This is a genomic window from Streptomyces sp. NPDC001663, from assembly GCF_042893105.1.
GTDB lineage: Bacteria > Actinomycetota > Actinomycetes > Streptomycetales > Streptomycetaceae > Streptomyces.
In genome coordinates this window covers 162830-185117 of the sequence record NZ_JBIAUR010000021.1, presented here as the reverse complement: position 1 = coordinate 185117, position 22288 = coordinate 162830, and the positions used below count along the sequence as shown (strand labels likewise).

Below are 22288 nucleotides of genomic sequence, written 5' to 3'. Positions count from 1 at the left end.
ATCAGACGTGTGGGGTTTTCGCGCCTTCCCAGGCGAGGTACTTGAGCTCCAGGAACTCGTCGAGGCCGTAGACAGAGCCCTCGCGGCCGATGCCCGACTGCTTGACGCCTCCGAAGGGGGCGGTCTCGTTGGAGATCAGGCCGGTGTTGATGCCGACCATGCCTGCCTCCAGGGCGGCGGCGACGCGCCAGATGCGCTCGGCGTCCTTGGCGAACAGGTAGGCGGCGAGGCCGAATTCGGTGTCGTTGGCCAAGCGGATCGCGTCGCTCTCGTCGGTGAACCGCACCAGTGGGGTCACCGGGCCGAAGGTCTCCTCGCGGGTGACGGCCATCCCGGCGGTGACGCCGGTCAGGACGGTCGGCTCGTAGAAGAGACCGCCACGTGCATGGCGCCTGCCGCCCTGAAGGACGACGGCCCCGTGGGCGAGGGCGTCGGCGATGTGGGACTCCACCTTCGCCACGGCGTTCTCGTCAATGAGCGGGCCTTGCTGGACGCCCTCGTCGAAGCCGTCGCCGACGGCGAGGGCGGCGACCCGCTCGGCCAGCTTCTTCGCGAACGCGTCGTGGATCCCGTCCTGGACGTAGACGCGGTTGGCGCTGATGCACGCCTGGCCGGTGTTGCGGTACTTGGTGGCGATCAGGCCCTCGACGGCCTCGTCGAGGTCGGCGTCGTCGAAGACGAGGACGGGTGCGTTGCCGCCCAGCTCCATGGAGGTCTTCTTCACCGTCTGCGCCGACTGGGCCAGCAGCAGCCGGCCGACCTCGGTGGAGCCGGTGAAGGTGATCTTGCGGACGAGCGGGTTGCCCGTGAGCTCGGGGCCGATCTCGCGCGGGTCGCCGGTGACCACGTTGAACACCCCCGCCGGGATGCCCGCACGGTCGGCGAGTTCGGCGAGCGCCAGGGCGGTCAGCGGGGTCTGCTCGGCGGGCTTGAGAACCATCGTGCAGCCCGCGGCCAGCGCGGGACCCGCCTTGCGTGTGATCATCGCGGCGGGGAAGTTCCACGGGGTGATCGCCGCGCAGACGCCGACCGGCTCCTTGAGGACGACGATCCTGCGTGACGCCTCCGGAGCCTCCATGACGTCGCCCCGTATGCGCTTGGCCTCCTCGGCGAACCACTCCAGGAACGACGCCGCGTACGCGACCTCGCCGACGGCCTCCGGGTACGGCTTGCCCTCCTCCAGCACGATCAGCCGGGCGAGGTCCTCGGCGTGCTCGGTGACCAGGTCGAACCAGCGCCGCAGGATCCGGGACCGTTCCTTGGCCGGGCGGGCCCGCCAGGCCGGCAGCGCGCGGTGTGCCGCCTCGATCGCCGCGGTGGTCTGCGCGGCGTCGAGGAGCGGCACGTCGGCCAGCAGGTCGCCGGTGGACGGGTTGTGCACGGCGAGGGTGCCGGCGGTGGTGATCCAGGTGCCGTCGACGTACGCGGCGGTCTTCAGCAGGGACGGGTCGTCGAGTTCTCGGCTCACGGGATTGCTCACGGGGGTGCTCACTTCGATACCGGGGAAATGGTGACGGGCAGCCGGGTGCCCAGGGACAGCTCGGCGGCCCGCCGCACGCACATCGCGGCGACGGCGAGGTCCTGCGCCGCCGAGCCGACCGACTTGTAGATCACGACCGCGTCGGGGTCGTGCGCCTGCCGGCCGGTGACGCGACCGGAGACGACGTCGGCGAGCGAGACCGTCTTCGCGGCGAAGTCGACGCCCGCCTTCCTGGCCGCGATCAGGTCTCCCGTGTCCTCGGTGACCTCATGGACCATGTCGGCGACGATCACCTCGGCGCGCGAGATCACCTCGGTCGCCAGTTCGCGCTGCTCGGGCAGGGTGGACCCGATCGAGACGACGGTGGCCCCGGCCGGAGCCTCCCGCAGGGTCGGCTGCTCGTCCCGGGAGCGGGCCGCGCAGATGACCAGGTCCGCACCGGCGACGGCCGCCTCGGGGCTCTGAGCGGTGGCGGTCGGCAGCGGCAGATCGGCGAGTTCCTGGGTGAACCGGGTGCGGCTGGCCGGGTTGGGGCTGAACACGGTGACGGACGACAGGTCGCGTATCGCCGCCAGGGCCCGGACGTGGTTCTGCGCCTCGAAACCGGACCCGATCACCGCGACGCGCAGCGGGCCGGCGGGGGCCAGCAGGTCGGCGGCGAGCGCGGAGGTGGCGGCGGTACGGAAACCGGTGATCGAGTGCCCGTCCAGGAGCGCGGTCAGCTCCACGGTCTCCTGGTCGAACAGCGGGATCAGATACGAGGCGCGGCGGTTCCGGAGCGAGGCGGCGATCAGTTTGGCGCCCATCGGGCCGCCGTCGCCGGGCACGCCGCTGAGCGTGCGCAGCCACAGGCCGTCCCCGCGGGCCATGGAGCGCGAGGGGAAGCGGGTCTCGTCGGGTGGTGCGGCGTAGGCTCCGCGGAGTGCGGCGATGGCGTCGGCCCAGTCGAAGGCGGCTCTGACGTCGGCGTCGGTGAGAAAGAGGGTCATCAGGTGCTCCCTGAGGCTGTCGTCGGGTGTGCGTTGCGTTGCAGCGCGTCGGAGACGGACTTGACGCCGCCGTGCGCGGTGAGGCCGCCGTCGACGGGGATCTCCGCGCCCGTGATGAACGACGACTCGTCCGACAACAGGAACACGACCAGCGGGGTGACCTCGTCCACGGTGCCGGTACGCCCCAGCGGGGTCTCGCGGATGTTGGCCTCGCGGAAGGCCGGGGCCGCGGAGGCGGTCATCGTGGTTTCGATGTAGCCGGGATGGATCGTGTTGACGCGGATGCCGCGCGGGCCGAGCTCCAGGGCGGCGGTCTTCGACAGGCCGCGCAGCGCCCATTTGCTGGCCGTGTACGCCACCGGGTAGTGGGCGGTGAGAGCGGCGGAGGAACCGACGTTGACGATGGACGCTCCGGGCGGCATCAGCGGGGCGAGGTGCTGCATGCCCAGCAGCGGGCCGGTGACGTTGACGGCGTGGACGCGGTCGAAGTCCGCGGGGCGCACGTCGTCGAGGCGGGCGCGCCAGGTGATGCCCGCGTTGTTGACCAGACCGTGCACCTGTCCGTGCGTCTCGCGCAAGTCGGCTGCGAGTTCGGCCCAGTCCGGCTCACTGGTGACGTCGAGGCGGCGGCAGTCGGAGGTCGCCGTCACGTCGGTGGCGATCACGAGGGCGCCCTCGCGGGTCAGTGCCTCGGCCTCCGCGGCGCCCTGGCCCCGGGCCGCGCCGGTGACCACGACGACCCTGCCCGACAGCCTCTTGGGATAGAGGTCCGTCATGGCCGCTCCCGCGGGCGGCGCCGGGCTGCCGGAAGCGGCACGGCCGCGGGGCCGGCCGTCACGGTGTTGGAGACCGTGCCGAGGCCTTCGACGGTGAGCGTGACCGTGTCGCCGGGCCCCAGGGGTGGAGGATCCTGCGTGCCGCGTATGCCCCACAGTTCGGCGAGGCAGCCGCCGTTGCCGCAGGTCCCGGAGCCCAGAACGTCACCGGGGCGGACGACGGCGCCGCGTGAGGCGTAGGCGGTCAACTCCTCGAACGTCCAGCTCATGTTGGACAGCAGGTCCTTGCCGACCACCTCGCCGTTGATCTCGGCGGTCAGGGCGAGGCGCAGGAAGCCGTCCGCGTCGCGGTAGGGCTCCAGCTCGTCGGCGGTGACGAGGAACGGACCGAGGGTGGTGGCGGTGTCCTTGCCCTTGCAGGGGCCGAGCCCGACCCGCATCTCACGGGACTGCAGGTCGCGGGCCGACCAGTCGTTGAAGATCGTGTAGCCGACGATGTGGTCGCGGGCCTGCTCGGGGGTGAGGTCCCGGCCTTCCTTGCCGATCACGGCGGCGACTTCGAGTTCGAAGTCGAGCACGCTCGATCCCGGTGGCACGGGTACCTCGTCGTAGGGGCCGATGACCGCGTAGGGGTTGCCGAAGTAGAAGGTCGGCGCGTCGTACCAGGCGTCCGGCACACCGGTCGCCCCGTCGACCGAGCGCCGGACGCCTTCGACATGCTCCTCGAAGGTCACGAAGTCGCGGACGGTGGCGGGCTGGAGCGGCGGCAGCAGTCGCACCTGGGACAGATGGGGGCCCGCCTGGGCGTCGAGGGCGGCGGCGCCCGCCTCGGACAGGGCGCCGGCCGCGATCAGCTCGGCGAGGGTGCGCTCGCCGGGGACCGGGTGGAGACGGCCGTCCTCGCCGACGGCGGCGACCCGGCGCTGTTGCTGGTGTTCGTATGAGGCGAAGCGCATGTGCGGCTCCAGGCATCGGGAATTCGAGGACTTCGACGGCTTCGACGGCCGCGGGAAGCGGGCAGGGGACGCGGCACGGGCAGTCAGGGCGGTTGACGGGGCCGCCGCGCCCCCGGGATTCGGGGGATCAGACGGGCGGGGCGACGAACACGCCGCGGTCGACGTCGTTGAACGACTCCTTGGCGACGAGCTCGTTCATCGCGTTGGCCGTACCCCACTGATCGGCGATGTCGGGCTTGGAGAAGTCGTAGACGTGCGGGTGCCAGGTGTCCTCGTCCAGGATCTCCAGCTCCGTCGTGTACTCGACGGTGTTGCCGTGCGGGTCCAGGAAGTACGTGAACGTGTTGTCGCCCGCCGTGTGGCGTCCTGGGCCCCAGAGCTTGCGGACACCGGCCCGCAGCAGACGGCCGGTGCCGCGCATGTACTCGTCGATGCCGCGCATTTCGAAGGAGACGTGGTGCAGGGCGGTGTGCGGGCCCTGCGCGATCGCCATGGAGTGGTGCTGGGAGCTGATCCGCATGAAGTGCATGGCCTCCCCCATGCGGGGATGCCAGAGCGTGTCGGAGAGGCGGAAACCGAGGTGGGTCTCGTACCACTCCCGGGTCCGGTTCAGATCGGGGGAGTTGAGGACGACGTGTGACAACTTGACCGGGATCGACTCCTTCTCCTCGATCTTGCGGTGCTGTCGTACCTCGACGTCCGCCGAGACCTCGATGGTGCGCCCGTCGACGTCGAAGAAGCGGAAGCCGTAACCGCCGCCGGGGGTGTCCACCTTGCCCGGCCGCGATATCAACTGCACGCCTCCCGCGAGGAGTTGCTCGGCGAGCGTGTCGACGTCCCCGGGGTTCGCGGCGCCGTACGACACGAGGTCGAGCCGTTTCTCGTCGGCCTTGCGCAGGCGTACGACGTACTGCTCCGGGCTGCCCTCGGCGGCCAGGAAGGAGATGCCGGAGTCCTCGGCGACCTTGGTCAGGCCCCAGACGCCGGAGTAGAAGTCGAGTTGCTCGTCGTAGTCGGGCACGGCGAGATCGACGTGCCGCAGGTGGGTGAGCAGGCGCATGGTGTCAGTCCTTCCGGAGGGGGGCGGCCGCGTTGTTGCTTCGTACGGCGTGGAAGTCGGGGTCGGGCAGCCGGGCCGCGCGCAGGGCGCCGACCGGGTCCTCGGTGCCCATGTCGAAGGGGTAGTCGGAGCCCAGCAGCACCCGGTCGGCACCTACGGCGGCGATGAGCGCACGCAGAACGTGGGGAGCGTGGACGAGTGAGTCGAAGTAGAGCCGCTTGAGGTAGCTGCCGGGCGGGTGGGCGCAGCCCGCGTCGGAGCGGGCCGCCGCGAGCCCGGGCAGGCCGGCTGCCAGGGTCTCGGCCTCGGGCAGCAGGACGTGCGCGTGCACATCCACGGTGGGCCGCATCACGGGAGCGCCTTGAGGAGGGTCATGGACCGGCCGATCAGCCCCAGCACATCGCCGCGCACTCCGTCCAGCTGCCACTGGCCGAGCTGCACGGACGCGTCGACGACGGTCCGCACCCGGGGAATGCGGCGCTCGTAGTAGCTCTGGAACAGGTCGTCGTCCCAGTCCCGTCCGCTCGTCAGCAGCTCGGCGAGGACGAGGGCGTCCTCCAGCGACATGGCCGCCCCTTGCGCGAGGCTGGGCGGGCAGCAGTGGACGGCGTCGCCGATCAGGACGATCCGGCCGCGGTGCCAGGAGCCCTCGACCAGCAACCGGTGGTACCAGGTGTAGTTGATCTTCCCCGGGTCGGTGATGTGCTTGGCGATCTCGGGCCAGACACCGCCGTACTGGTCGGCGAGGCGGCGCATCTCGTCCGCGTACGACCCCGGCGGGATCGCGTCACGGCCGCGGCACGCCTCGACGACGTAGGCGTAGAGGGTGCTCTCACTGGTCGGACAGTACCCCGCGGTGTATGCGGGGCCGCCGAACGTCAGGTCGGTGCGGGTGACGTCTGCGGGGCGCGGGGCGGGGGTGCGCCAGATCGCCTGGCCTGTGGGTTCGGGCTTGTCGGTGATACCGATGGCCGCGCGGGTGGCCGAGCCCAGGCCATCGGCGCCGATGACCAGGTCGTAGCGGCCCTCGGTGCCGTCACTGAAGCGCACCAGGACGCCCTTCGTGCCCTGGTCCAGGATCTCGGCGGTGGTGGCCAGGCGGACGGTGGCGCCCGAGGCGCGGACCGCGTCGATGAGGATCTGCTGGAGCTGGGGGCGCCGCATGCCGAGGGTGGCGGGCAGGTCCTCCCCGCCGGTCTTGATGTCCTCGGCGACGTGCAGGAGGGTGCCGTCCGGGGCGGTGATGCCCAGCGAGCCGAAGGGGAAGCCGGAGGACTCCACCTGCTCCCAGACACCGAGTTCACGCAGGACGCGCAGGGCGTTGCCCTGGACGGTGATGCCGGAGCCGGTGGTGGCGTTCCAGTCCGGTTTGGCCTCGACGAGGTCGACGGTGAGACCGGCGCGGCGCAACAGGATCGTCACGGTGTTGCCGGCGAAGCCGCCGCCGATGACGAGGACTCTCCTGGCTGTGGTCATGGGAACTCCCTTGTCCCGTGGGCTACTTGACGGCTATGGGATTGACCGGTGAGCCGACGGCTCCGGTGATGGGCAGGGGAGCGGCGGTGAGCCAGAACTCGTACACGCGGTCCTCAGCGCAGTCCTCGGCGAGGGCGTCGAGGTCCCACATCTCACCGATCAGCAGGCCCATGTTGGGGATGACGACCTGATGCAGGGGCTGGAAGGCGTTCTCGAACTCGTTCGGCCGGACCTCGAAGCCCCAGGTGTCGGTGGCGATCGCGGCGATCTCGGTGCGGTGCAGCCAGCCGGCAGTGGTGAAGGACAGGCCGGGTGCCGGTCCGCCCGCGTAGTCGCCCCAGCCGTCGCGCCGGGCGCGGGTGAGGTGACCGGTGCGGACAACCACGATGTCGCCCCGGCCGACGGTCACCCCGTGCGCCTCCGCGGTCGCGGCCAGGTGCTCCTCGGTGATCGCGAACCCGTCGGGCAACTCTCCTCCGCTCTCGGCTGCGCTGGAGCGGGAGGTGCCCCCACGGTCACGGATCACCCGTCCGACGTCCAGCAGGACGCCGCGCCCGGCGACGTACGGCGCCATGTGCTGGATGCCGGTGACCAGGTCTCCGTCGGAGGTGACGACCTTCTCGGCCGCCCGCCCGTTCCACGCCCTGCCGTGATCGAAGATGTGCCCGAGCCCGTCCCACTGGGTGGAGCACTGCAACGGCATCGCGATCATGTCGTCGGCGCCGCCGATGCCGTGCGGGAAGCCCTGGTTGCCGAGGGCCGCGTCGGTCCCGGTGTCGAGCATGGTGTGCACCGGGTTGGTGCGCCGCCGCCAGCCCTTCTGCGGGCCGTTCATGTCGAAACGCTGCGAGAGGGAGAAGCTGGTGCCTCGGCGGACCAGCGCGGCGCCTTCACGGCGCTTGCTCTCATCGAGGAAGTTGAGGGTGCCGAGCACGTCGTCCTCGCCCCAGCGGCCCCAGTTGGAGTAGGCCTTGGCGGCCTCGGCGATCGCGCCCTCGGGGTCGTGCCGGTTCACGCCGCCTCCTCCACACAGCGGGTGCGCTGCACGCCCAGCCCGGTGATCGAACCCTCCATGACGTCGCCGTCGCGCAGCAGCCGGGCTGTCTGGGAGACGTACGGCACCAGGCGGACGACGCCGAAGAGCATGTCCTTGGTGGACTCGTCCTGCATGGTCACGCCATCCAGCTTCAGCGTGACGCGCAGGTCACCGGGGTCGACGACGAGAGCGGGAAACGGGACCCCGTCAGGGGCGGGGAGGGTGCCGAGAGCGTAGGGGCCGGCGAAAGGCACGGACGTGGCTTCGGGTTTCACGAACATGTCCTCCTGATTGCGATGGGACTAATCTGGCCGCACTCGCCCGATCTGAGAAATAGATTCTGTGGATCTGATCATCCGTCCCGCTGATGGCGACGGGTCGCCGTCCTCGCATGCTGGAGCGCGCCGTGAACCTGGCAAGCCTTGATCTCAACCTGGTCGTCGCCCTGCGCGCGCTGTTGGAGGAGCGCAACGTGACCCGGGCCGGTCGCCGCATCGGCCTGAGCCAGCCCGCGATGAGCGCCGCCCTGGCCAAGCTGCGCCGCCAGTTCGACGACGACCTGCTCGCCCGCGTCGGCGGCCACTACGAGCTGACGGCCCTGGGCGAGGTCCTCCTCGACCGCACCACGGCGGCGTGCGGCCTGCTGGAACGCCTCTTCACCAGCCAGGCCGACTTCGATCCGGCCGTGGAGTCGCGAGAATTCACTCTCGCCGCCACCGACTACTCGGTGACGGTTTTCGGAGCCGAACTCGCCCGGGCCTTCGACCGTGACGCCCCCGGCATCCGCGTGCGCTTCACGCAGATCCCCGCCGGCATCGTCGAGGAGCCGGGCGCGTTGCTGAGCACCGTGGACGGCATGATCCTGCCGCACGGCATCATCAGCGGTTTCCCCACCACCGAGCTGTTCCAGGACCACTGGGTGTTCCTCGTCGCCGAGGACAACCACGAAGTGGGCGATCACCTCACCCGTGACGACGTGGCACGGCTGCCGTGGGTGACGTACCTGCGCGCCTACGACTCCCCGGCGGTCCGCCAACTCGGCATGCTCGGCATCGAGCCACGGGTGGGCGTCTCCGTCGACAGCTTTATGGCGCTGCCCTTCCTGGTCGCCGGCACCCGCCGCATCGCCCTCATCCCCGCACTCCTCGCCGAACGCCTCCGCGGTAGCGCACCGGTACGGATCATGAAACCGCCCTACGAATCCGTACCGCTGCAGGAGGCGCTGTGGTGGCACCCCGTCCACACCCGCGACGCCGCGCACATCTGGCTGCGGGAGACGGCGGCGCGCGTGGCGTCGGCCGAGTAACGGCCGGCCATCCGCTGAGCGGATGAGGGGATCCGGCAGTTCGATGGCGCGAAGGCTAGGCGACGGCGGCGGGCTGGCTCATAGTCGGGGCAGTTCCTGACGCGCTGTCCTGGGCGCGATCCCTCGAATGCGTCGGCGCCCCACCGCGTGGCACAGCCACAGCATGGACGGCGCCCCACCCTGCCACCACACGTGGAGTTCGGCATGTCCAGACCCGTTTCCCTGCCCTCGCCCACCGACAACACTCACCCGAGCACCGAGAACGCGGGCCCGCTGCGCGCCATGCTGCTGATGGCCGGCAGCTGTCTGCCCGTGCTGGGGGCCGTCCTGATCGCGCCGGTCCTGCCGAAGATGCAGGAGCACTTCGCTGCCGTTCCCGGCGCGAAGACCCTGGTCCCCGTCGTCCTGACCATCCCGGCGCTCGCGCTCGCCCTGCTGGCCCCCTTCGCGGGCGTCATCGTGGACCGCCTCGGCCGGATACGACTCCTGGTGTGGGCGACGCTGCTGTACGCGCTGCTCGGTACGGCTCCGCTGTGGCTGGACTCGCTGGAAGCCATCGTGTTCAGCCGGGCGCTGGTCGGCGTCACCGAGGCGGCCATCATGACCTGCTGCACCACGTTGATCGGCGACTACTACAGCGGCCGGGTGCGCGACCGCTATCTGGCCCTGCAGACCATGTGCGCTTCCGTCTCCGCCACCGCGTTCTTCGTCATCGGAGGCGCCGCCGGCTCGGCGGGCTGGCGCGCGCCCTTCTGGATCTACGCTATCGGCCTGCTGCTGGCCCCCGCCATGGCCGCCGTCCTGTCCAAGCCCCGGCCGGAGAACGCGGCGGCGCCCGAAGAGCCGGCGGCCGAGAAGAAGCAGTTCCCCGTGCGACGGCTGGCGGGCATCTGCACGCTCACGGTGTTCGGTGCGATGGTCTTCTACACCGTGCCCGTCGAGATGTCCTACCTCCTCGACGGCCTGGGCGTGAAGTCCACCGGCATCATCGGCCTGGCCACCGCGATCGCCAGTCTCGCCACGGTGGCGGGCTCCGTCGTCTTCGCCAAACTGGCAGGCAACCCCGCCGGCAGGCTGCCCCTGGTCTTCGCCCTGTGCGCGGCCGGATTCGTGGTGATCGCCCTGGCGAGCAGCCCCGTGGTGGTGATCGCCGGTGCGGTGCTCAACTGCCTGGGCACCGGCATGCTGCTGCCCTCACTGCTGACCATCGCCATGTCCCGGCTGGGCTACGCGGACCGCGGCCGCGGCACCGGACTGTGGACGGCCGCCTTCTTCGCGGGCGAGTTCATCTGCCCGCTCGTCCTGCTCGCTCTGGAATCGGCCACCGGGGGCCTGGCCAGGGCCGTCGGCATCCTCGGCCTCGCTTCGGCCCTGACGGCCGGCGGACTGCTGCTCGGCAGCCGCCGACCGGCGGCACAGCTCGGCGAAGCGGTGTAGCGCGGCTCGGGAAGCGTGTGTTGTCTTGCTTCCTCACCGGCGAGGAGAGCCTTGTCACAGAGGTCCGCGTCGGTTCGGCTGTGGCGGGGCCCGCCGCCACAGAGCCGAACGACCCGCTGGGCAGCTCCGCGCAGGGAGCACCGTATGCGGGCGTACCCGGTGCGAACAGCCTGCCCTGCACGAGTGGTCCCGCGTCGACGGTCTCGCACCCGAGGGCGTCGAGCGGTTCGCTCATGTGCCGCTTCGCCTCGGCGTTGTCTGCGGCTATGGGCAGCGCGGTACTTTCCCATCCCTGCGCCATCGTCACGACGTTTCGCCCGCCGCCTCCCCCGTGATCGGATCGGTTGTGAGCGGTTCCCGGGTCCAGCGACTCCGGGAAGGCCTGGCGGTAGGCTCGGCGCAAAGCAGTCGTGTCGGCGAGTTCGCGGTCGCTGATCACCACGACGCCCCGGTGGTCCACCGAGAGGGGCAGCCGTCCCACCGCCTGCCGCAGGTCCATCGCTGCCGGCTGCAGGTAGCACTCACGCGTCGCGGCCGCCTCGGTGCCGGGTCCGCGGAGGGCGCGAACGGGAGCTTGTCGACCCACACCAAGCCCAGCTGATGGAACTCGCTCGCCGCTCGCGCATTGTCCGGCGTCGACGCCACCGCCGACCGACGGAGAAGCCCCCTCCACAGCGAGCCGCTCTCACAACCGCTCCGAAACCGCCTCCGCGGCCGCCGTGGACGTCGTCGCACCAGCGCACGGTGCTCGAAGTCCCCGTGCCGTTTCACGGACGGCCTCACGAGCGTGGGCCCCGGTCGATCCACTGGGCACTCACTGTGTTGAGCCGCCGGCACATGCTCGGCGTGATGACGGTCCCGGCCGACACGGTTCCGCACCCGTGGATCTGCAGCAGACGGCGTACGACGTCCAGGTCGGAACCGGGGTTGATCCGGCGGATCTCCGACCGGCCATGGCCGATGCCCCGGGTGCGTCCCTGAAGCGGGATTTCCTTCCAGGGAAGGGAGTTGAGCCGCCGGCGGAGCTTCTTCTGTTGCGCTTGACGATCACCACGTAGTGGGCGCCGCGGTCGAGGAGGTAGTCGGCGTGCTCGCGCCGGGTGTGCATGGCGTCGCTGGTGACGACGGTTCCTGCCAGGTCGGCGACGGTGTCCGGCATCGGCTGGAAGCAGGTGATCTCGTTCGTCTTCTCGCCGACGTCCAGCTGGGCCAGGACCAGGCCGGTGGTGTGCTCCAGTGCGGCGAGCAGGTGGGTCTTGCGGCCGTTCGCTTTGGCCGCGCCGCGCAGGCTTTTGCCGTCCACTGCGAGACCGCGCAGCCCGGTCACCTTCGGGCGGCGGTCGGCGATCCAGCGTCCGACCGCCCGATCCAGCGCGCCGCCGTCGATGCGGGCCAGCAGCCTCCTGACCATCGTTTCCGCAGGCAGGAGCCGCTTTGGAAGCAATGGGTCGAGGCGTATGCCGAGGCGTTCCAGGATGTGCGGCGAGGCGTCGGCGATCCACTCGCTGACTGCCGGCACAGAGGTCGCCCCCGCCAAACCGCGCACGCGGTCAGCGCGAGCACGGCAACCAGAGCGTGCCGTACGCCGCGTGGGTCCCGCCGTCGGGCACCTCAGCCAGTCGCTCCAGCCGGCGCGGGACCTCGTCGGACACGACCTCGGGATGCTCGCGGAGCTGGTCAAGGGCAGGCGGGATCAGCAATGGGTGTACCTCCTTTGGAGGGATGAGCTGAGCCGGTGCTTTGCCACTGGTGAATCCGCAGGTCTGTGCCGGTGGGACCTCCCTTCAATAGGAGCTGGACCCGACGGCGATGGTCTTCCCGGTCGCTTGGGGCGGTCGCCGCTGCTGGGCGCCAGGCCGGGCCCCGGCGGTGGAGTGGCATCCGCGCCTACCTGTCGGTGTTGCCCCGAGGCACCCCCGGGCCGCGCAACGGGAGCGTCCGGCTGAGGACGAGGTTGGTGGTGGTGCTCCCGAACTCGGCCAGCTCGTCGACGATCTCCTCCAGGTGGGCCATCGACGTGGCCGCCACCTTCATGATGTAGCAGTCGTCTCCGGTGGTGCGCAGGCACTCCAGGATCTCCGGGCGCTCCTCCAGCAGCCGGCGCAGCGGCTCGTGCCGGGTTCCCGGCCCCGGGTACTTGAGCCGGACCACCGCCATCACTGGGTAACCGGTCCGCTCCGGGTTCACCTCCGCGCGGTACCCCGTGATCACCTCGGCCTCCTCGAGTCGGCGCACTCGCTCCTTGGTCGCCGACGCGCTCAGGTTCACCCGCCGTGCCAGCTCGGTGAACGGGATCCGGCCGTCCCGTTGGACTTCTGTCAGGATCGCCCAGTCCGTCGCGTCGAGACTCTCGGTCATACGCCCATTTTACCGGCGGATCCACGGCTGAACCGCCTCTGAACAGGCGGGAATCCCTTCTGAGGACCCATACGTCCTGCCTAGGGTTGGGCCCTGTGAAGGTCGGAGTGAACGTCCCCAATTTCGGCCCGGGCACTGACCCCGGGGTGCTGCGCAGCTGGGCCCGGACCGTAGAGGGCCTGGGCTTTGACCTACTGATGATCTCGGACCACATAGCCATCACGCCGGATGTCGCCGAGCGCTATCCGGCACCCTTCTACGAGCCCTTCACCACCTTGTCCTGGCTGGCCGGCCTCACCACCCGTATCCAGCTCGGCACGACGGTCCTCATCGCTCCCTACCGGCACCCGCTGCTCACCGCCCGCATGGCGGCCAATCTGAATGAGCTGAGCGGCGGACGGCTGGTCCTCGGCGTGGGAGTGGGCTGGGCACGGCAGGAGTTCGCCGCCCTCGACATCCCGTTCTCACAGCGCGGACAGCTGACCGACGACCACCTGCGGGACCTCCGGGCCGCCTGGAAGGACACCGCGTCCTACGGAGAGCGCCGGATCCCGGTGTGGGTCGGCGGAAACAGCGACGCGGGGCTGCGCCGGGCCGTACGACTCGGAGACGCATGGCATCCGCTGCGCCCTACCGTGCCGTGGCTGCGAGAAGCCGCGGGCAGGCTGGAAACGTACGCGGACGAGCAGCACTTGCCCGTGCCCGCCCTGGCTCCCCGCATCGCCCTGCGACTCACCAAGGAACCGGTCGACGGAGCGGGACGGCTCGCCGGTGAGGGCACCATCGACCAGATCATGGACGATCTCGACCAACTGCGGCTGCTGGGCGCCAAGTCCGTCGTCCTCGACACCTACCCGGGCGACCCCCGCGCGACGTGTCACCCGCAGGCGGCCTGGCAGGCCCTCGCCACCGTGGCCGCACACTTCTACGAGCCCGGCACCCCATCCCGCACCACGATGGAGCAGTCATGACCACACCCGACGACCACATCCTCCTCCGACAGGCCATCTCGCTCGCGGCCAAGGCACGCGCGAGCGGCAACCCGCCCTTTGGATCTCTGTTGGCAGGACCGGACGGGGCGATCCTGGCCGAGGAGTACAACACCACCCTCACCGACAACGACGTCACCGCACACCCGGAACTCAAATTGGCGAGGTGGGCCGCAAGAGAGCTCGACGCGCAGACGGCGGCAGGCACCACGATGTACACCAGCTGCCAGCCGTGCGGGATGTGCGAGGCCGTCATCCAATGGGCAGGGCTGCAGCGAGTGGTGTTCGCCCTGTCCAACGAACAGCTCCTGGACATCAGGCCGGGCAGCAGCCGACTGCCCGTGCCGCAGGACGGCCCCGCGCTGCTCGACGAGGTACGGGCCGCGGTCGAGCCCTACTACCGCTGACCGCCGGGCCCGGGAGCGGAGCCCGCCACCAGCGGAACGCACCTGGGTACGCTCGTCCTCCAAAGGAGCCACACCCATCAGCAATGATGCGTCGGCAGGCACGGTCTTCCACTCGGATCATGGGGCGTTGAGAGCTCCATGATCTTGGAAGCTGTGCCTGTCACATTCCGGGGCCACCGCCGAAATGACAGATCGTCACGAACCGGGCGTCACGCGACTACGCCGAGGCCCTGCTCGAAGGCGATCCTCGATCGCATCCCCGCCGGCCGCTGGGGGCGTTCCGAAGACCTCGGCGGCGCGGGCGTGTTCCTCTCGTCGGATGCTGCCGCGTACGTCAGCGGCGCCATCCTTCCGGTCGACGGCGGACGGCTCGGCAGACAACCCGATCACCGTGCAGAAGAACCCCCGGAACCACGAGGTTCCGGGGGTTCTTCAGCTTTCACTCGGCTCCGGTCTAAAGGTTGCCCCGTAACCGCTGGCCCCGACTGAGATGATCTTGGTGTGGCTGGTGTGATCACAGCGTCGGAGCCGTCTTGGATAGGTCCGTTCACCGGGCTGAGCCCGCGCAGCTTCGGCAAGTTGGTGACCACGGTGCAGCGCGAGAGTGCAGCCAAACCACGACTGGGGCGTCCGTGGGGTCTGCCGCTTTAGGACCGCATTCTCCTGGTCGCGGCCTACTGGCGCACCAACTTGACCATGCGCCAACTGGCCCTGGTGTTCGGGATTTCGAAGTCGGCGGCCGACCGGATCATCGGCCACATCGGCCCACTGCTGGCACTGCCGTCTCGACGTCGGTTCGCGAGAGGCACGGTGCTGATCGTCGATGGGACGTTGGTGCCCACCCGGGACCACACGGTGGCCGAGCAGTTGAAGAACTATCGATACTCCACCAACCACCAGGTCGTCATCGACGCCGACACCCGCTTGGTTGTTGTGGTCGGACGGCCACTGCCGGGCAACCGGAACGACTGCAAGGCGTGGGAGGAATCGGGAGCCAAGGCTGCGGTCGGCCGGACGACCGTAATAGCTGATGGGGCTATCCAGGAACTGGGTTGATCATGCCGCACCGCCGCACCCATGGGGAGGAACTACCCGGCTGGAAGCGGGAGCACAACCGCTCACACAAGCAGGTCCGTGCACGAGTGGAGCACGTCTTTGCCCGAATGAAGACCTGGAAGCTGTCCGGGCCGCTTTGCGGCGTCCTTGACCGGGGAAAAATTCTGACGGCGGTCCCGGCTTGGGCGACGTCGAAGGATCTTGGTGCGGTTGAGTCCGTGTGGAAGCTTGACGCGAGGGCTGGGGCAGGCGCCCTGGACTGTTGCCTCTGAGCACGCGAGTCAGATTCTTAAGTTGGCTGTGCCCTCACCAAGCCGGGGTCGTTTGGCGATAACTGTCTCCGAGATGGTGGTTCGCGATGGATGTGCTGGTCGAGAGAGTCGCTGGACTCGACGTTTCCAAAGGCGATGTGAAGGCCTGCGTCCGTGGGCCCGTCTCGCATGGGTCACGTCGCTACCGAGATGAGGTCCGCTCCTTCTCCACGATGACCAGGTCGGTGCTGCTGTTGTCCGACTGGCTGGCCGAAGAGGGCGTCGAACTGGTGGTCATGGAGGCGACGGCGGACTACTGGAAACCGGTGTTCTACCTGCTCGAGGAGCAGTTCGAGGTGTGGTTGGTCAACGCCCGAGACATCAAGCGGGTACCGGGCCGTAAGACCGACGTGTCCGACGCCCGGTGGATCGCCCAAGTGGCCCAGCACGGGCTGGTCTCTCCGTCCTTCGTGCCACCCCCGCGCATCCGTCGACTCCGCGACCTCACCCGACAGCGCACCAACCTGGTCCGGGAACGTTCCCGCGCGCTGAACCGGCTGGAGAAGGTGCTCGAGGACGCAGGCATCAAGACCTCACTCGTGCTGACCAAGACACTGAGCATGTCGTCCCGCGCCATGATCGAAGCCCTTATCGCCGGTGAACGCGACCCGGCGGTGCTGGCCGACCTCGCCATCGGGAAGGCCCGCTCGAAGATGACGGACCTCCGTGAGGCCCTGACCGGCCGTTTCGAGGACCACCACGCCTTCCTGGCGTCCCAGGCCCTGGCCCACATCGATTCCATCGACGCACAGACCGCGGCGTTCGACCGGCGTATCGAGACCGAAACCGCACCCATGCGCCGACAGCACAGTCTCCTCACCACCATCCCCGGCATCTCAACCCGCCTGGCGCAGGTCGTGATCGCAGAGACGGGCGTCGACATGACTCGATTCCCCACTGCGGCCGCGCTGGCAAGCTGGAGTGGCGTGGCTCCGGGGAACAACCAATCAGCGGGCCGGAGTTACTCAGGCGCCACGACCCACGGCAACGTCTGGCTCAAGGGCGGCCTCGGCGATACGGCAGCCGCCGCAGCACGCACCAAGGGCACCTATCTCTATGCTCACTACCGGCGGCTGATCAGACGCATGGGCAAGAAACGCGCACTCGTCGCGGTCATGCACAAGATCGTCATCGCCATGTGGCACATGCTCACCAACGACGCTCGCTACCAGGACCTCGGACCCAGCCACTGGCAACAGGACCCCCACCAGGCCAAACGACGGCAGCAACGCCTCATCGCCGAGCTGAGCGCACTCGGAGTCGACACATCCGGCCTCGCACCTGCGTGAACTTTCCTACTCCCCAGTTCTCCTATCAGGGCAATCGGCCCTGCCCTCACTCGGCTGTTTTCGAGTCAGATCCTCCGCGACTGCCGCCTACGAGGCGACGGCGTGCACCACGCGATGCACGGCATCGCCCGCCTGCACAACCTCGCCCTCACCGGATGACTCACGCCCCATTGTTCGCGTTGGCTCCTCACATCGGAGAGCACCGGAACGCCCGGGCAGCGGGCCAAGGGCGAGTCAGGGCCGGATGTGTTTCAACGTGAACTCGGGCAGGGCATACGGGCCGGCCTGCGGGGCTTCGGGATCGGCAAAGACATCGGCGTCAGTGATGTGCGACGCATGTGTTTCGGCGTTGTCGATGGGCGTGTAGGCCAGTTCGGATTCCGCGGGGAGTTCCCAGAAGCGGCGGGTGTTGGCAGAGACGGCGTACACCGTGGCAAAGCGCGTGGAGAGCGGGGCGGTAAGCGCGGCGCGGCAGAAGCCGACGGCATCACGCGGGCTGAGCCAGGTCGCCAGGTGGCGCGGCTCGGTGGGCGTCTCCTCGAAGCTGCCGATACGCAGGCAGATCACGGAAACATCGAACTTGTCCGCATACAGCCGCCCCAGGGCCTCGATAGCCGCCTTACTCACCCCGTACAGGCCGTCGGGGCGCACCGGCTCCAGTGGGCCAGTGCGATGGGCCGTGGGATAGAAACCGGTCACGCGGTTGCTGCTGGCCAGCACTACCCGTGGAATCGCCGCACGGCGGGCAGCTTCCAGGACATGGTGGGTACCCAGCACATTGGCGTCCAGCAGATGCTCAAGCGGTGCCTCGTCCGGCAAGCCGCCCAGATGGAGCACGGCGTTCGCACCCGCGAGCGCAGCCTCGACGGCGGCCGCGTCCCGAAGATCGACGCTATGGACCACCTCGTTCGCGGCCTCGGTCTGGAGCGGAACGCGGTCGAGCAAGACCAGGCGGCTCACCTCACTGCGCAACGCCCGGCGCACGACCGAGCCGATGTTCCCTGCTGCCCCGGTGACGACCACTGTTCCCAGCCCCACTGCACACCTCCGCCGTTCGACCTCAGCAACGCCCTGATCCGGACAGACAGTGATCCTCTCATCGCCAGTCACGACGCCCAACGGGTGGGAAGCCAACAGGAGGTGGGGACTTGCAACGAGGCCCATTGCCATACGGGACAACCTTTACTCGTTCATCACGACGGCCACCTCCGCGGCGGTCAACGCACGGTTGTAGATGCGGAACTCATCGATTCTTCCGTCGAGGTACGGATCGGAGGAGAACTGCGATCGTCCGAGATAGTTCTGGGTGTCGGTTCCGAGATCCGATGGCTTGATGTTGATGTTGCCACTGCCCACCTTGGCGCCATCGACATAGAGCGTTCCAGTAGCGCCATCCAGCGTCACGGCCACGTGGTGCCATCCACCTGTCGGCAATGCGGCCGTTCCATCGACATCCTGCTCGCTTCCCCCGTTCTTGATTCCGAACCGGATGAAACCGTTGGTCCCATTCTTCGCCGTCAGGAACATGTACTGAGACGTTCCGGAACCGAAATCGAAGATTCGTGCCCACGTAGCGGCCGAGTCCAGATTCACCCAGGCTGCGACAGTGATTGCCTTGTCACCGGAGATCGCCCCCGTCGGCAATGCGACGTACTGGCTCGACCCGCTCAGGTCGACGGCATTCCCCTTCTTGCCGGCCACGAACGTGGCGCCACCCGTCAACGTGCCGTTCCAGCCGTTGCCGGACACATCGTTCGCCGTCGTTCCGCTCGACTCGTTGAACGGGACCTCGGCGGACGGCAGCGCGGTGAGCCCGGTCATGACATGCCCGACTTCCGAAGCGGTCAGGGCGCGATTGTAAATACGGAAGTCGTCGATCTTCCCGTCGAGATAGGGATCGTTGTATTGGGACCGGCCGATCCAGTCCTGAGTGGTCACGCCCAGGGTGGAGGGCTTGAACGTCATCCCGGTGTTGCTGCCGACCTGTACACCGTCGACGTAGAGGTTGCCGGTCGATCCGCTGAGTGTGACCGCGACTTGATGCCAGCTCCCGGTCGGCAACGCCGACTGCCCGTCGATCACCTGCTCACTCGAGCCATTGTTCTTGATCGCGAACCGGATCTTGCCATTCGCGCCGTTCTGCGGAGTGAGGAACATGTTGGTCGCGGTGCCCGATCCGAAGTCGAAGATCCGCATCCAGTTGCTCACGGTGTCCAGGTTGACCCAGGCGGCGACGGTGACGGAGTCGTCCGTGGCCACGACACCATTCGGCAGGGCGACGTACTGACTACTGCCGTTGAGGTCCACGGCGTTACCGCTCTTGCCCGCCACGTGACTCGCGCCATTGACCAGCGTGCCGTTCCACCCGTTGCTCGATGCGTCGTAGGCCGTGGTTCCGGTGGCCTCGTCGAACGGGAGCAGGGCCATGGTGGCGGTGTCCCCGGTGTCGCCGATGATCTTGACATCGTAGAAAGCGGCTCGGGCACCGCTCGGCATTCCCGTTACGGTGATCCTGACGAACTCCGCGTTCGCCGTGAAGTGGTCGGCCTGCAGTTGCGCGCCCCCGCTGTTGTCGGAGTTGGTCTTGTCGACCTTCGTGGTCCAGTTGGTGTTGTCACTGGACGTTTCGATCTTGTATTTGTAAGGCGCGCCTCCCGTTCCCCACATCACTTGGGTGCCGCCCGTGATGTTCATGCTGCGCCCCAGGTCCACCTCCCACCAGTGGCCCGTCGCTGCGTCGTCGGCACTCCAACCGGTGGAAATGCTGGTGTCGTTCGCATTGCCCGCGGGACTGCCTGCCTGTTCGCTGTCGGAAGTGGCGTTCTTACCGAGAGCCAGGTTCACCGGGTCGCCGAAGATCTTGAAATCGTAGAAGCTCGCCCATGCACTGCTCGGGAGGCCCGTGATCGTGATCCGCACGTACCTCGCCGAGGCAGCGAACACATCGTTCTGGACTTGCGACGTATCCGTGTTGGCAGTCCTGTCGACCTTCAGCACCCAGGTGCTGTTGTCGCTCGAGGTTTCGATCTTGTACTGGTACGCCGCACCGCCGGCCGGCCACGCAACCTGCGTACCGTAGGTGATGTTCTTGACGTTCCCCAAGTCGACTTTGAAGGAATGTCCTGTGCTCCCGTCGTTCGCGCTCCAGAGCGTGGTCGGATTGCCATCGTTTCCATTGGACACCGAAAGCCCGGTCTTCGTGCTGTCCGCGCTTGCGGACTTTCCCAGCGCGAGATTGACGGGTTCGCCCAGGACCTTGAAGTCGTTGAAGCTCGCGGAAGCGCCGCTGGGCATTCCGACAACCGTGATGCGAACATATCGCGCCACGTCATAGAACAGGTCGTTCTGAGTCTGCGTGGTATCGGTGTTGGCGGTCCTGTCCGACTTCAGAGTCCAGTTGGTACCATCGAGGGAGGTCTCGATCTTGTACTGATAGGCGCCGCTTCCGGCCCACATCACCCGGGTTCCCCCGGTGATGTTCATGTTCGAGCCGAGATCCACGGCCCACCAGTGCCCGGGACTCCCGTCATTGGCAGTCCATCTCGTCGCCGTGGCGGCGTCATTGCCTCCGGAGGCGGGATTCGCCGTCTGCGCGCTGTCGGTGCTCGCCGGCTTGTTCAGCGCGACGTTCGTCGACGTGTAGTGAGGTATGGACACGGGTGCGGGTACCGAGCCGCCCGTGGCGATGAAGTTGACGTTGTTGGTGTAGCTGCCGACGCTGAAGTTGCCGGCGCTCGCGCTGGTGATGACGCTCCCGTTTACTCTCAGGTTCTCGAACGTCACGTCTTGAGTCAGGCGACTGGCGCTGTTGCCGTAGATCTGATTCGCGTTCGCGTTCGAACCCGTGTAGCTCACGTTCTTGAAGTAGACGTTGTTCACGCCGCGCCCCGGCCCCAGCCCGTAGCCCGGATTTTTGAACGTCAGAACATCGGCGATCTTGCCCGGGGCGTTGTCATCGATCCGTATGTCGGTGAACGACACGTCCGACACGACCGTTCCGTCACTGGCCGTGACAGAGATGCCCAATGCTTGGTGATAGTCCCAGATGTCGATGTTGGAGAAACTGAGCGACTCGATCGAGCCGCCGCCGCCCGGCAACGAGGGGTCGCCGTGCGTCCCGATGTTGATGGGATGAGCCGTGTCGGGCGTCAGGATCGAATTCGTGACGCTGATGTTGTTGGAGTGGTTTCCCTGATAGATGCCTCCGCCCGGTCTTGAACCGTAAACGGCAATCGAATCGTCGGACGTACGCATGAAGATGTCGTTGATGGAGACATTGCTGGCATTGAAAAGGTCAACGCCGTCGCCCCACTTGTTGCCGCTGTACGCCTTCACGTTGTTGATGGTCACGTTCGTCGTGTCGGCGAGGCCGATTGCATTCCCACCGTTATTACCGATGCCGTAGTCGTTTATGATGACGCCGTCGATCGTGACTTGGTTGGCGTAGTTGGCCGAGATCGCCCGAGCGGACGGGCGATCGATGACTCCTCGCCCAATCACCTTGGAGTTCGTGGTGTTGTCGAGAAAGATCTCACCCTTGATGGCGGCGCCCCCGGCGATGTAGAGCGTCTTGCCACTGGGGACCACGTAGTCGCGTGTGTAGTACCCCGGCCCGACGTAGATGACATTCGGGTCGGTCGGACTGGGCGGATTGACTTCGGTCGGATTGGCGAAGATGTCCAGCGTGTTATAGTCGTCGCCGTTGATCAGTGCCGACAGCTTCATCGGTCCGGACATGGAGAAGGTCATCGTGCTGCCACTGATCGTGGGTGTGATGCCCTGATTCGTGGGGCGAATCACTGCGGAGGTGATCGCACCACTGTTCAGTGTCACGGAAATGTCTACCGGGCCGTCTGTATCGAAGTAGACGAACGAGACATTGTGCGGATGTTGGTGATCGACCTTCGTCGAATACTCGTCCAAGTCCTGCCATGTGCCACCGGGGACGCGCACCTTCACCGTGTACGCCGTGTTCAAGGCGACGCCCGAGGGGGCCGGATACGTGGTCAAGGTCGTCGTGGCGTGCGCGGCGGCCGGAAAGCTCAGCATCAGAGACATGAGCACGAGCACGAGCGCGAGAAGAAACGCCGGCTGTGCCACCCTGGGCCTTGCCCCAAGAGGATCGTTATGCATCAGTGAGCTCCATCATCATTGTTGGATCGCTGAAACGTGGGATTTTTCGCGCACGTGACCGAGACCTGCTCCGAGTGGTGGGTGCCGTCAGCGCCCAGGCGTACGCCCAGGCCTCCGGCGTGGCCGATGCCCGCCGCGTCGAACAGGTCGGTTTCCGTTGTGGCCTGATCCGCTCCGGCTGGCGAAGGTGCGTGTGTGATCTCGCTACCGGGCGTGAAATCCAGGGTGA

Annotated in this window: 17 protein-coding genes and 5 pseudogenes; 8 read left to right on the top strand and 14 right to left on the bottom strand. The window is 67.9% G+C overall.

The features are described 5' to 3' along the window. Position 1 precedes the first annotated feature (1 nt). From ACFY1L_RS47015 to ACFY1L_RS46975, 9 genes and pseudogenes are all read right to left on the bottom strand, one after another. Positions 2-1438 (bottom strand): NAD-dependent succinate-semialdehyde dehydrogenase, encoded by a 1437-nt coding sequence (locus ACFY1L_RS47015; RefSeq protein WP_388840031.1) that lies wholly within the window; start codon positions 1436-1438, stop codon positions 2-4. 50 nt (positions 1439-1488) lie between these two features. After that, positions 1489-2469, bottom strand: a complete 981-nt coding sequence (locus ACFY1L_RS47010) for an ornithine cyclodeaminase family protein (RefSeq protein WP_388839979.1) — start codon at positions 2467-2469, stop codon at positions 1489-1491. Then, on the bottom strand, positions 2469-3245 hold the full coding sequence (locus tag ACFY1L_RS47005) for an SDR family NAD(P)-dependent oxidoreductase (protein WP_388839976.1): 777 nt from the start codon (positions 3243-3245) through the stop codon (positions 2469-2471). The genes ACFY1L_RS47010 and ACFY1L_RS47005 overlap by 1 nt, the downstream gene beginning before the upstream one ends. After that, entirely contained in the window at positions 3242-4201 is a 960-nt protein-coding gene (locus ACFY1L_RS47000; RefSeq protein WP_388839973.1) for a fumarylacetoacetate hydrolase family protein, read from the bottom strand. The genes ACFY1L_RS47005 and ACFY1L_RS47000 overlap by 4 nt, the downstream gene beginning before the upstream one ends. 127 nt (positions 4202-4328) lie before the next feature. Next, positions 4329-5261, bottom strand: coding sequence for a VOC family protein (locus tag ACFY1L_RS46995; protein WP_388839970.1), 933 nt, complete (start codon positions 5259-5261; stop codon positions 4329-4331). 4 nt (positions 5262-5265) lie between these two features. Beyond that, a pseudogene (locus tag ACFY1L_RS46990) lies at positions 5266-5529 on the bottom strand (amidohydrolase family protein); the annotation flags it as partial. An 80-nt stretch (positions 5530-5609) separates the two neighbouring features. Next, a complete protein-coding gene (locus tag ACFY1L_RS46985; protein WP_388839967.1) occupies positions 5610-6737 on the bottom strand; it encodes an FAD-dependent oxidoreductase in 1128 nt (375 codons plus the stop codon). Positions 6738-6759: 22 nt separating this feature from the next. After that, positions 6760-7752: a cyclase family protein gene (locus tag ACFY1L_RS46980; RefSeq protein WP_388839964.1), complete on the bottom strand. Its 993-nt coding sequence runs from the start codon at positions 7750-7752 to the stop codon at positions 6760-6762. Beyond that, a pseudogene (locus ACFY1L_RS46975) lies at positions 7749-7958 on the bottom strand (fumarylacetoacetate hydrolase family protein); the annotation flags it as partial. The gene ACFY1L_RS46980 and the pseudogene ACFY1L_RS46975, both read right to left, overlap by 4 nt. A 221-nt stretch (positions 7959-8179) precedes the next feature. Here ACFY1L_RS46975 and ACFY1L_RS46970 point away from each other — a divergent pair. Both ACFY1L_RS46970 and ACFY1L_RS46965 read left to right on the top strand, forming a co-directional pair. Continuing rightward, positions 8180-9079, top strand: a complete 900-nt coding sequence (locus tag ACFY1L_RS46970; RefSeq protein ID WP_388839961.1) for a LysR family transcriptional regulator — start codon at positions 8180-8182, stop codon at positions 9077-9079. A gap of 204 nt (positions 9080-9283) precedes the next feature. Then, the gene (locus ACFY1L_RS46965) at positions 9284-10516 is read left to right on the top strand and encodes an MFS transporter (protein ID WP_388839958.1); all 1233 of its coding nucleotides are present in this window, start codon (positions 9284-9286) and stop codon (positions 10514-10516) included. Between the two features lie 814 nt (positions 10517-11330). Here the strand turns inward: ACFY1L_RS46965 and ACFY1L_RS46960 are convergent. The 3 genes from ACFY1L_RS46960 to ACFY1L_RS46950 form a co-directional block, all read right to left on the bottom strand. After that, positions 11331-12035 (bottom strand): ISAs1 family transposase, encoded by a 705-nt coding sequence (locus ACFY1L_RS46960; RefSeq protein ID WP_388839956.1) that lies wholly within the window; start codon positions 12033-12035, stop codon positions 11331-11333. A gap of 31 nt (positions 12036-12066) precedes the next feature. Next, a complete protein-coding gene (locus ACFY1L_RS46955; protein ID WP_388839953.1) occupies positions 12067-12216 on the bottom strand; it encodes a hypothetical protein in 150 nt (49 codons plus the stop codon). A 187-nt stretch (positions 12217-12403) separates the two neighbouring features. Continuing rightward, complete coding sequence (locus ACFY1L_RS46950) at positions 12404-12874, bottom strand: Lrp/AsnC family transcriptional regulator (RefSeq protein ID WP_388839950.1); 471 nt, start codon at positions 12872-12874, stop codon at positions 12404-12406. A 95-nt stretch (positions 12875-12969) separates the two neighbouring features. On the opposite strand from ACFY1L_RS46950, the gene ACFY1L_RS46945 reads away from it, so the two are divergent. From ACFY1L_RS46945 to ACFY1L_RS46920, 6 genes and pseudogenes are all read left to right on the top strand, one after another. Further along, positions 12970-13845 (top strand): TIGR03619 family F420-dependent LLM class oxidoreductase, encoded by an 876-nt coding sequence (locus ACFY1L_RS46945; RefSeq protein WP_388839947.1) that lies wholly within the window; start codon positions 12970-12972, stop codon positions 13843-13845. Next, positions 13842-14270 (top strand): nucleoside deaminase, encoded by a 429-nt coding sequence (locus tag ACFY1L_RS46940; RefSeq protein ID WP_388839944.1) that lies wholly within the window; start codon positions 13842-13844, stop codon positions 14268-14270. Before ACFY1L_RS46945 ends, ACFY1L_RS46940 begins: the two co-directional genes overlap by 4 nt. Positions 14271-14504: 234 nt before the next feature. Then, positions 14505-14648, top strand: a pseudogene (locus tag ACFY1L_RS46935) (SDR family oxidoreductase); the annotation flags it as partial. Between the two features lie 123 nt (positions 14649-14771). Next, a pseudogene (locus ACFY1L_RS46930) lies at positions 14772-15451 on the top strand (transposase); the annotation flags it as partial. A gap of 233 nt (positions 15452-15684) precedes the next feature. After that, entirely contained in the window at positions 15685-16926 is a 1242-nt protein-coding gene (locus ACFY1L_RS46925; RefSeq protein WP_388839941.1) for an IS110 family transposase, read from the top strand. Between the two features lie 66 nt (positions 16927-16992). Further along, a pseudogene (locus tag ACFY1L_RS46920) lies at positions 16993-17085 on the top strand (IS5/IS1182 family transposase); the annotation flags it as partial. Between the two features lie 75 nt (positions 17086-17160). Here the strand turns inward: ACFY1L_RS46920 and ACFY1L_RS46915 are convergent. After that, positions 17161-17964, bottom strand: a complete 804-nt coding sequence (locus ACFY1L_RS46915) for an NAD-dependent epimerase/dehydratase family protein (RefSeq protein ID WP_388839938.1) — start codon at positions 17962-17964, stop codon at positions 17161-17163. 144 nt (positions 17965-18108) lie between these two features. Next, complete coding sequence (locus ACFY1L_RS46910) at positions 18109-22059, bottom strand: LamG-like jellyroll fold domain-containing protein (protein WP_388839935.1); 3951 nt, start codon at positions 22057-22059, stop codon at positions 18109-18111. Positions 22060-22288 lie beyond the last annotated feature (229 nt).

Excerpts from the sequence above, each read along its gene's own strand:
- ACFY1L_RS46925 (WP_388839941.1), top strand. The coding sequence starts at position 15,685 with ATGGATGTGCTGGTCGAGAGAGTCGCTGGACTCGACGTTTCCAAAGGC.
- ACFY1L_RS46940 (WP_388839944.1), top strand. The coding sequence starts at position 13,842 with ATGACCACACCCGACGACCACATCCTCCTCCGACAGGCCATCTCGCTC.
- ACFY1L_RS46985 (WP_388839967.1), bottom strand. The coding sequence starts at position 6,737 with ATGACCACAGCCAGGAGAGTCCTCGTCATCGGCGGCGGCTTCGCCGGC.
- ACFY1L_RS46950 (WP_388839950.1), bottom strand. The coding sequence starts at position 12,874 with ATGACCGAGAGTCTCGACGCGACGGACTGGGCGATCCTGACAGAAGTC.
- ACFY1L_RS46965 (WP_388839958.1), top strand. The coding sequence starts at position 9,284 with ATGTCCAGACCCGTTTCCCTGCCCTCGCCCACCGACAACACTCACCCG.
- ACFY1L_RS46995 (WP_388839970.1), bottom strand. The coding sequence starts at position 5,261 with ATGCGCCTGCTCACCCACCTGCGGCACGTCGATCTCGCCGTGCCCGAC.
- ACFY1L_RS47005 (WP_388839976.1), bottom strand. The coding sequence starts at position 3,245 with ATGACGGACCTCTATCCCAAGAGGCTGTCGGGCAGGGTCGTCGTGGTC.
- ACFY1L_RS47000 (WP_388839973.1), bottom strand. The coding sequence starts at position 4,201 with ATGCGCTTCGCCTCATACGAACACCAGCAACAGCGCCGGGTCGCCGCC.
- ACFY1L_RS46910 (WP_388839935.1), bottom strand. The coding sequence starts at position 22,059 with ATGCATAACGATCCTCTTGGGGCAAGGCCCAGGGTGGCACAGCCGGCG.
- ACFY1L_RS47010 (WP_388839979.1), bottom strand. The coding sequence starts at position 2,469 with ATGACCCTCTTTCTCACCGACGCCGACGTCAGAGCCGCCTTCGACTGG.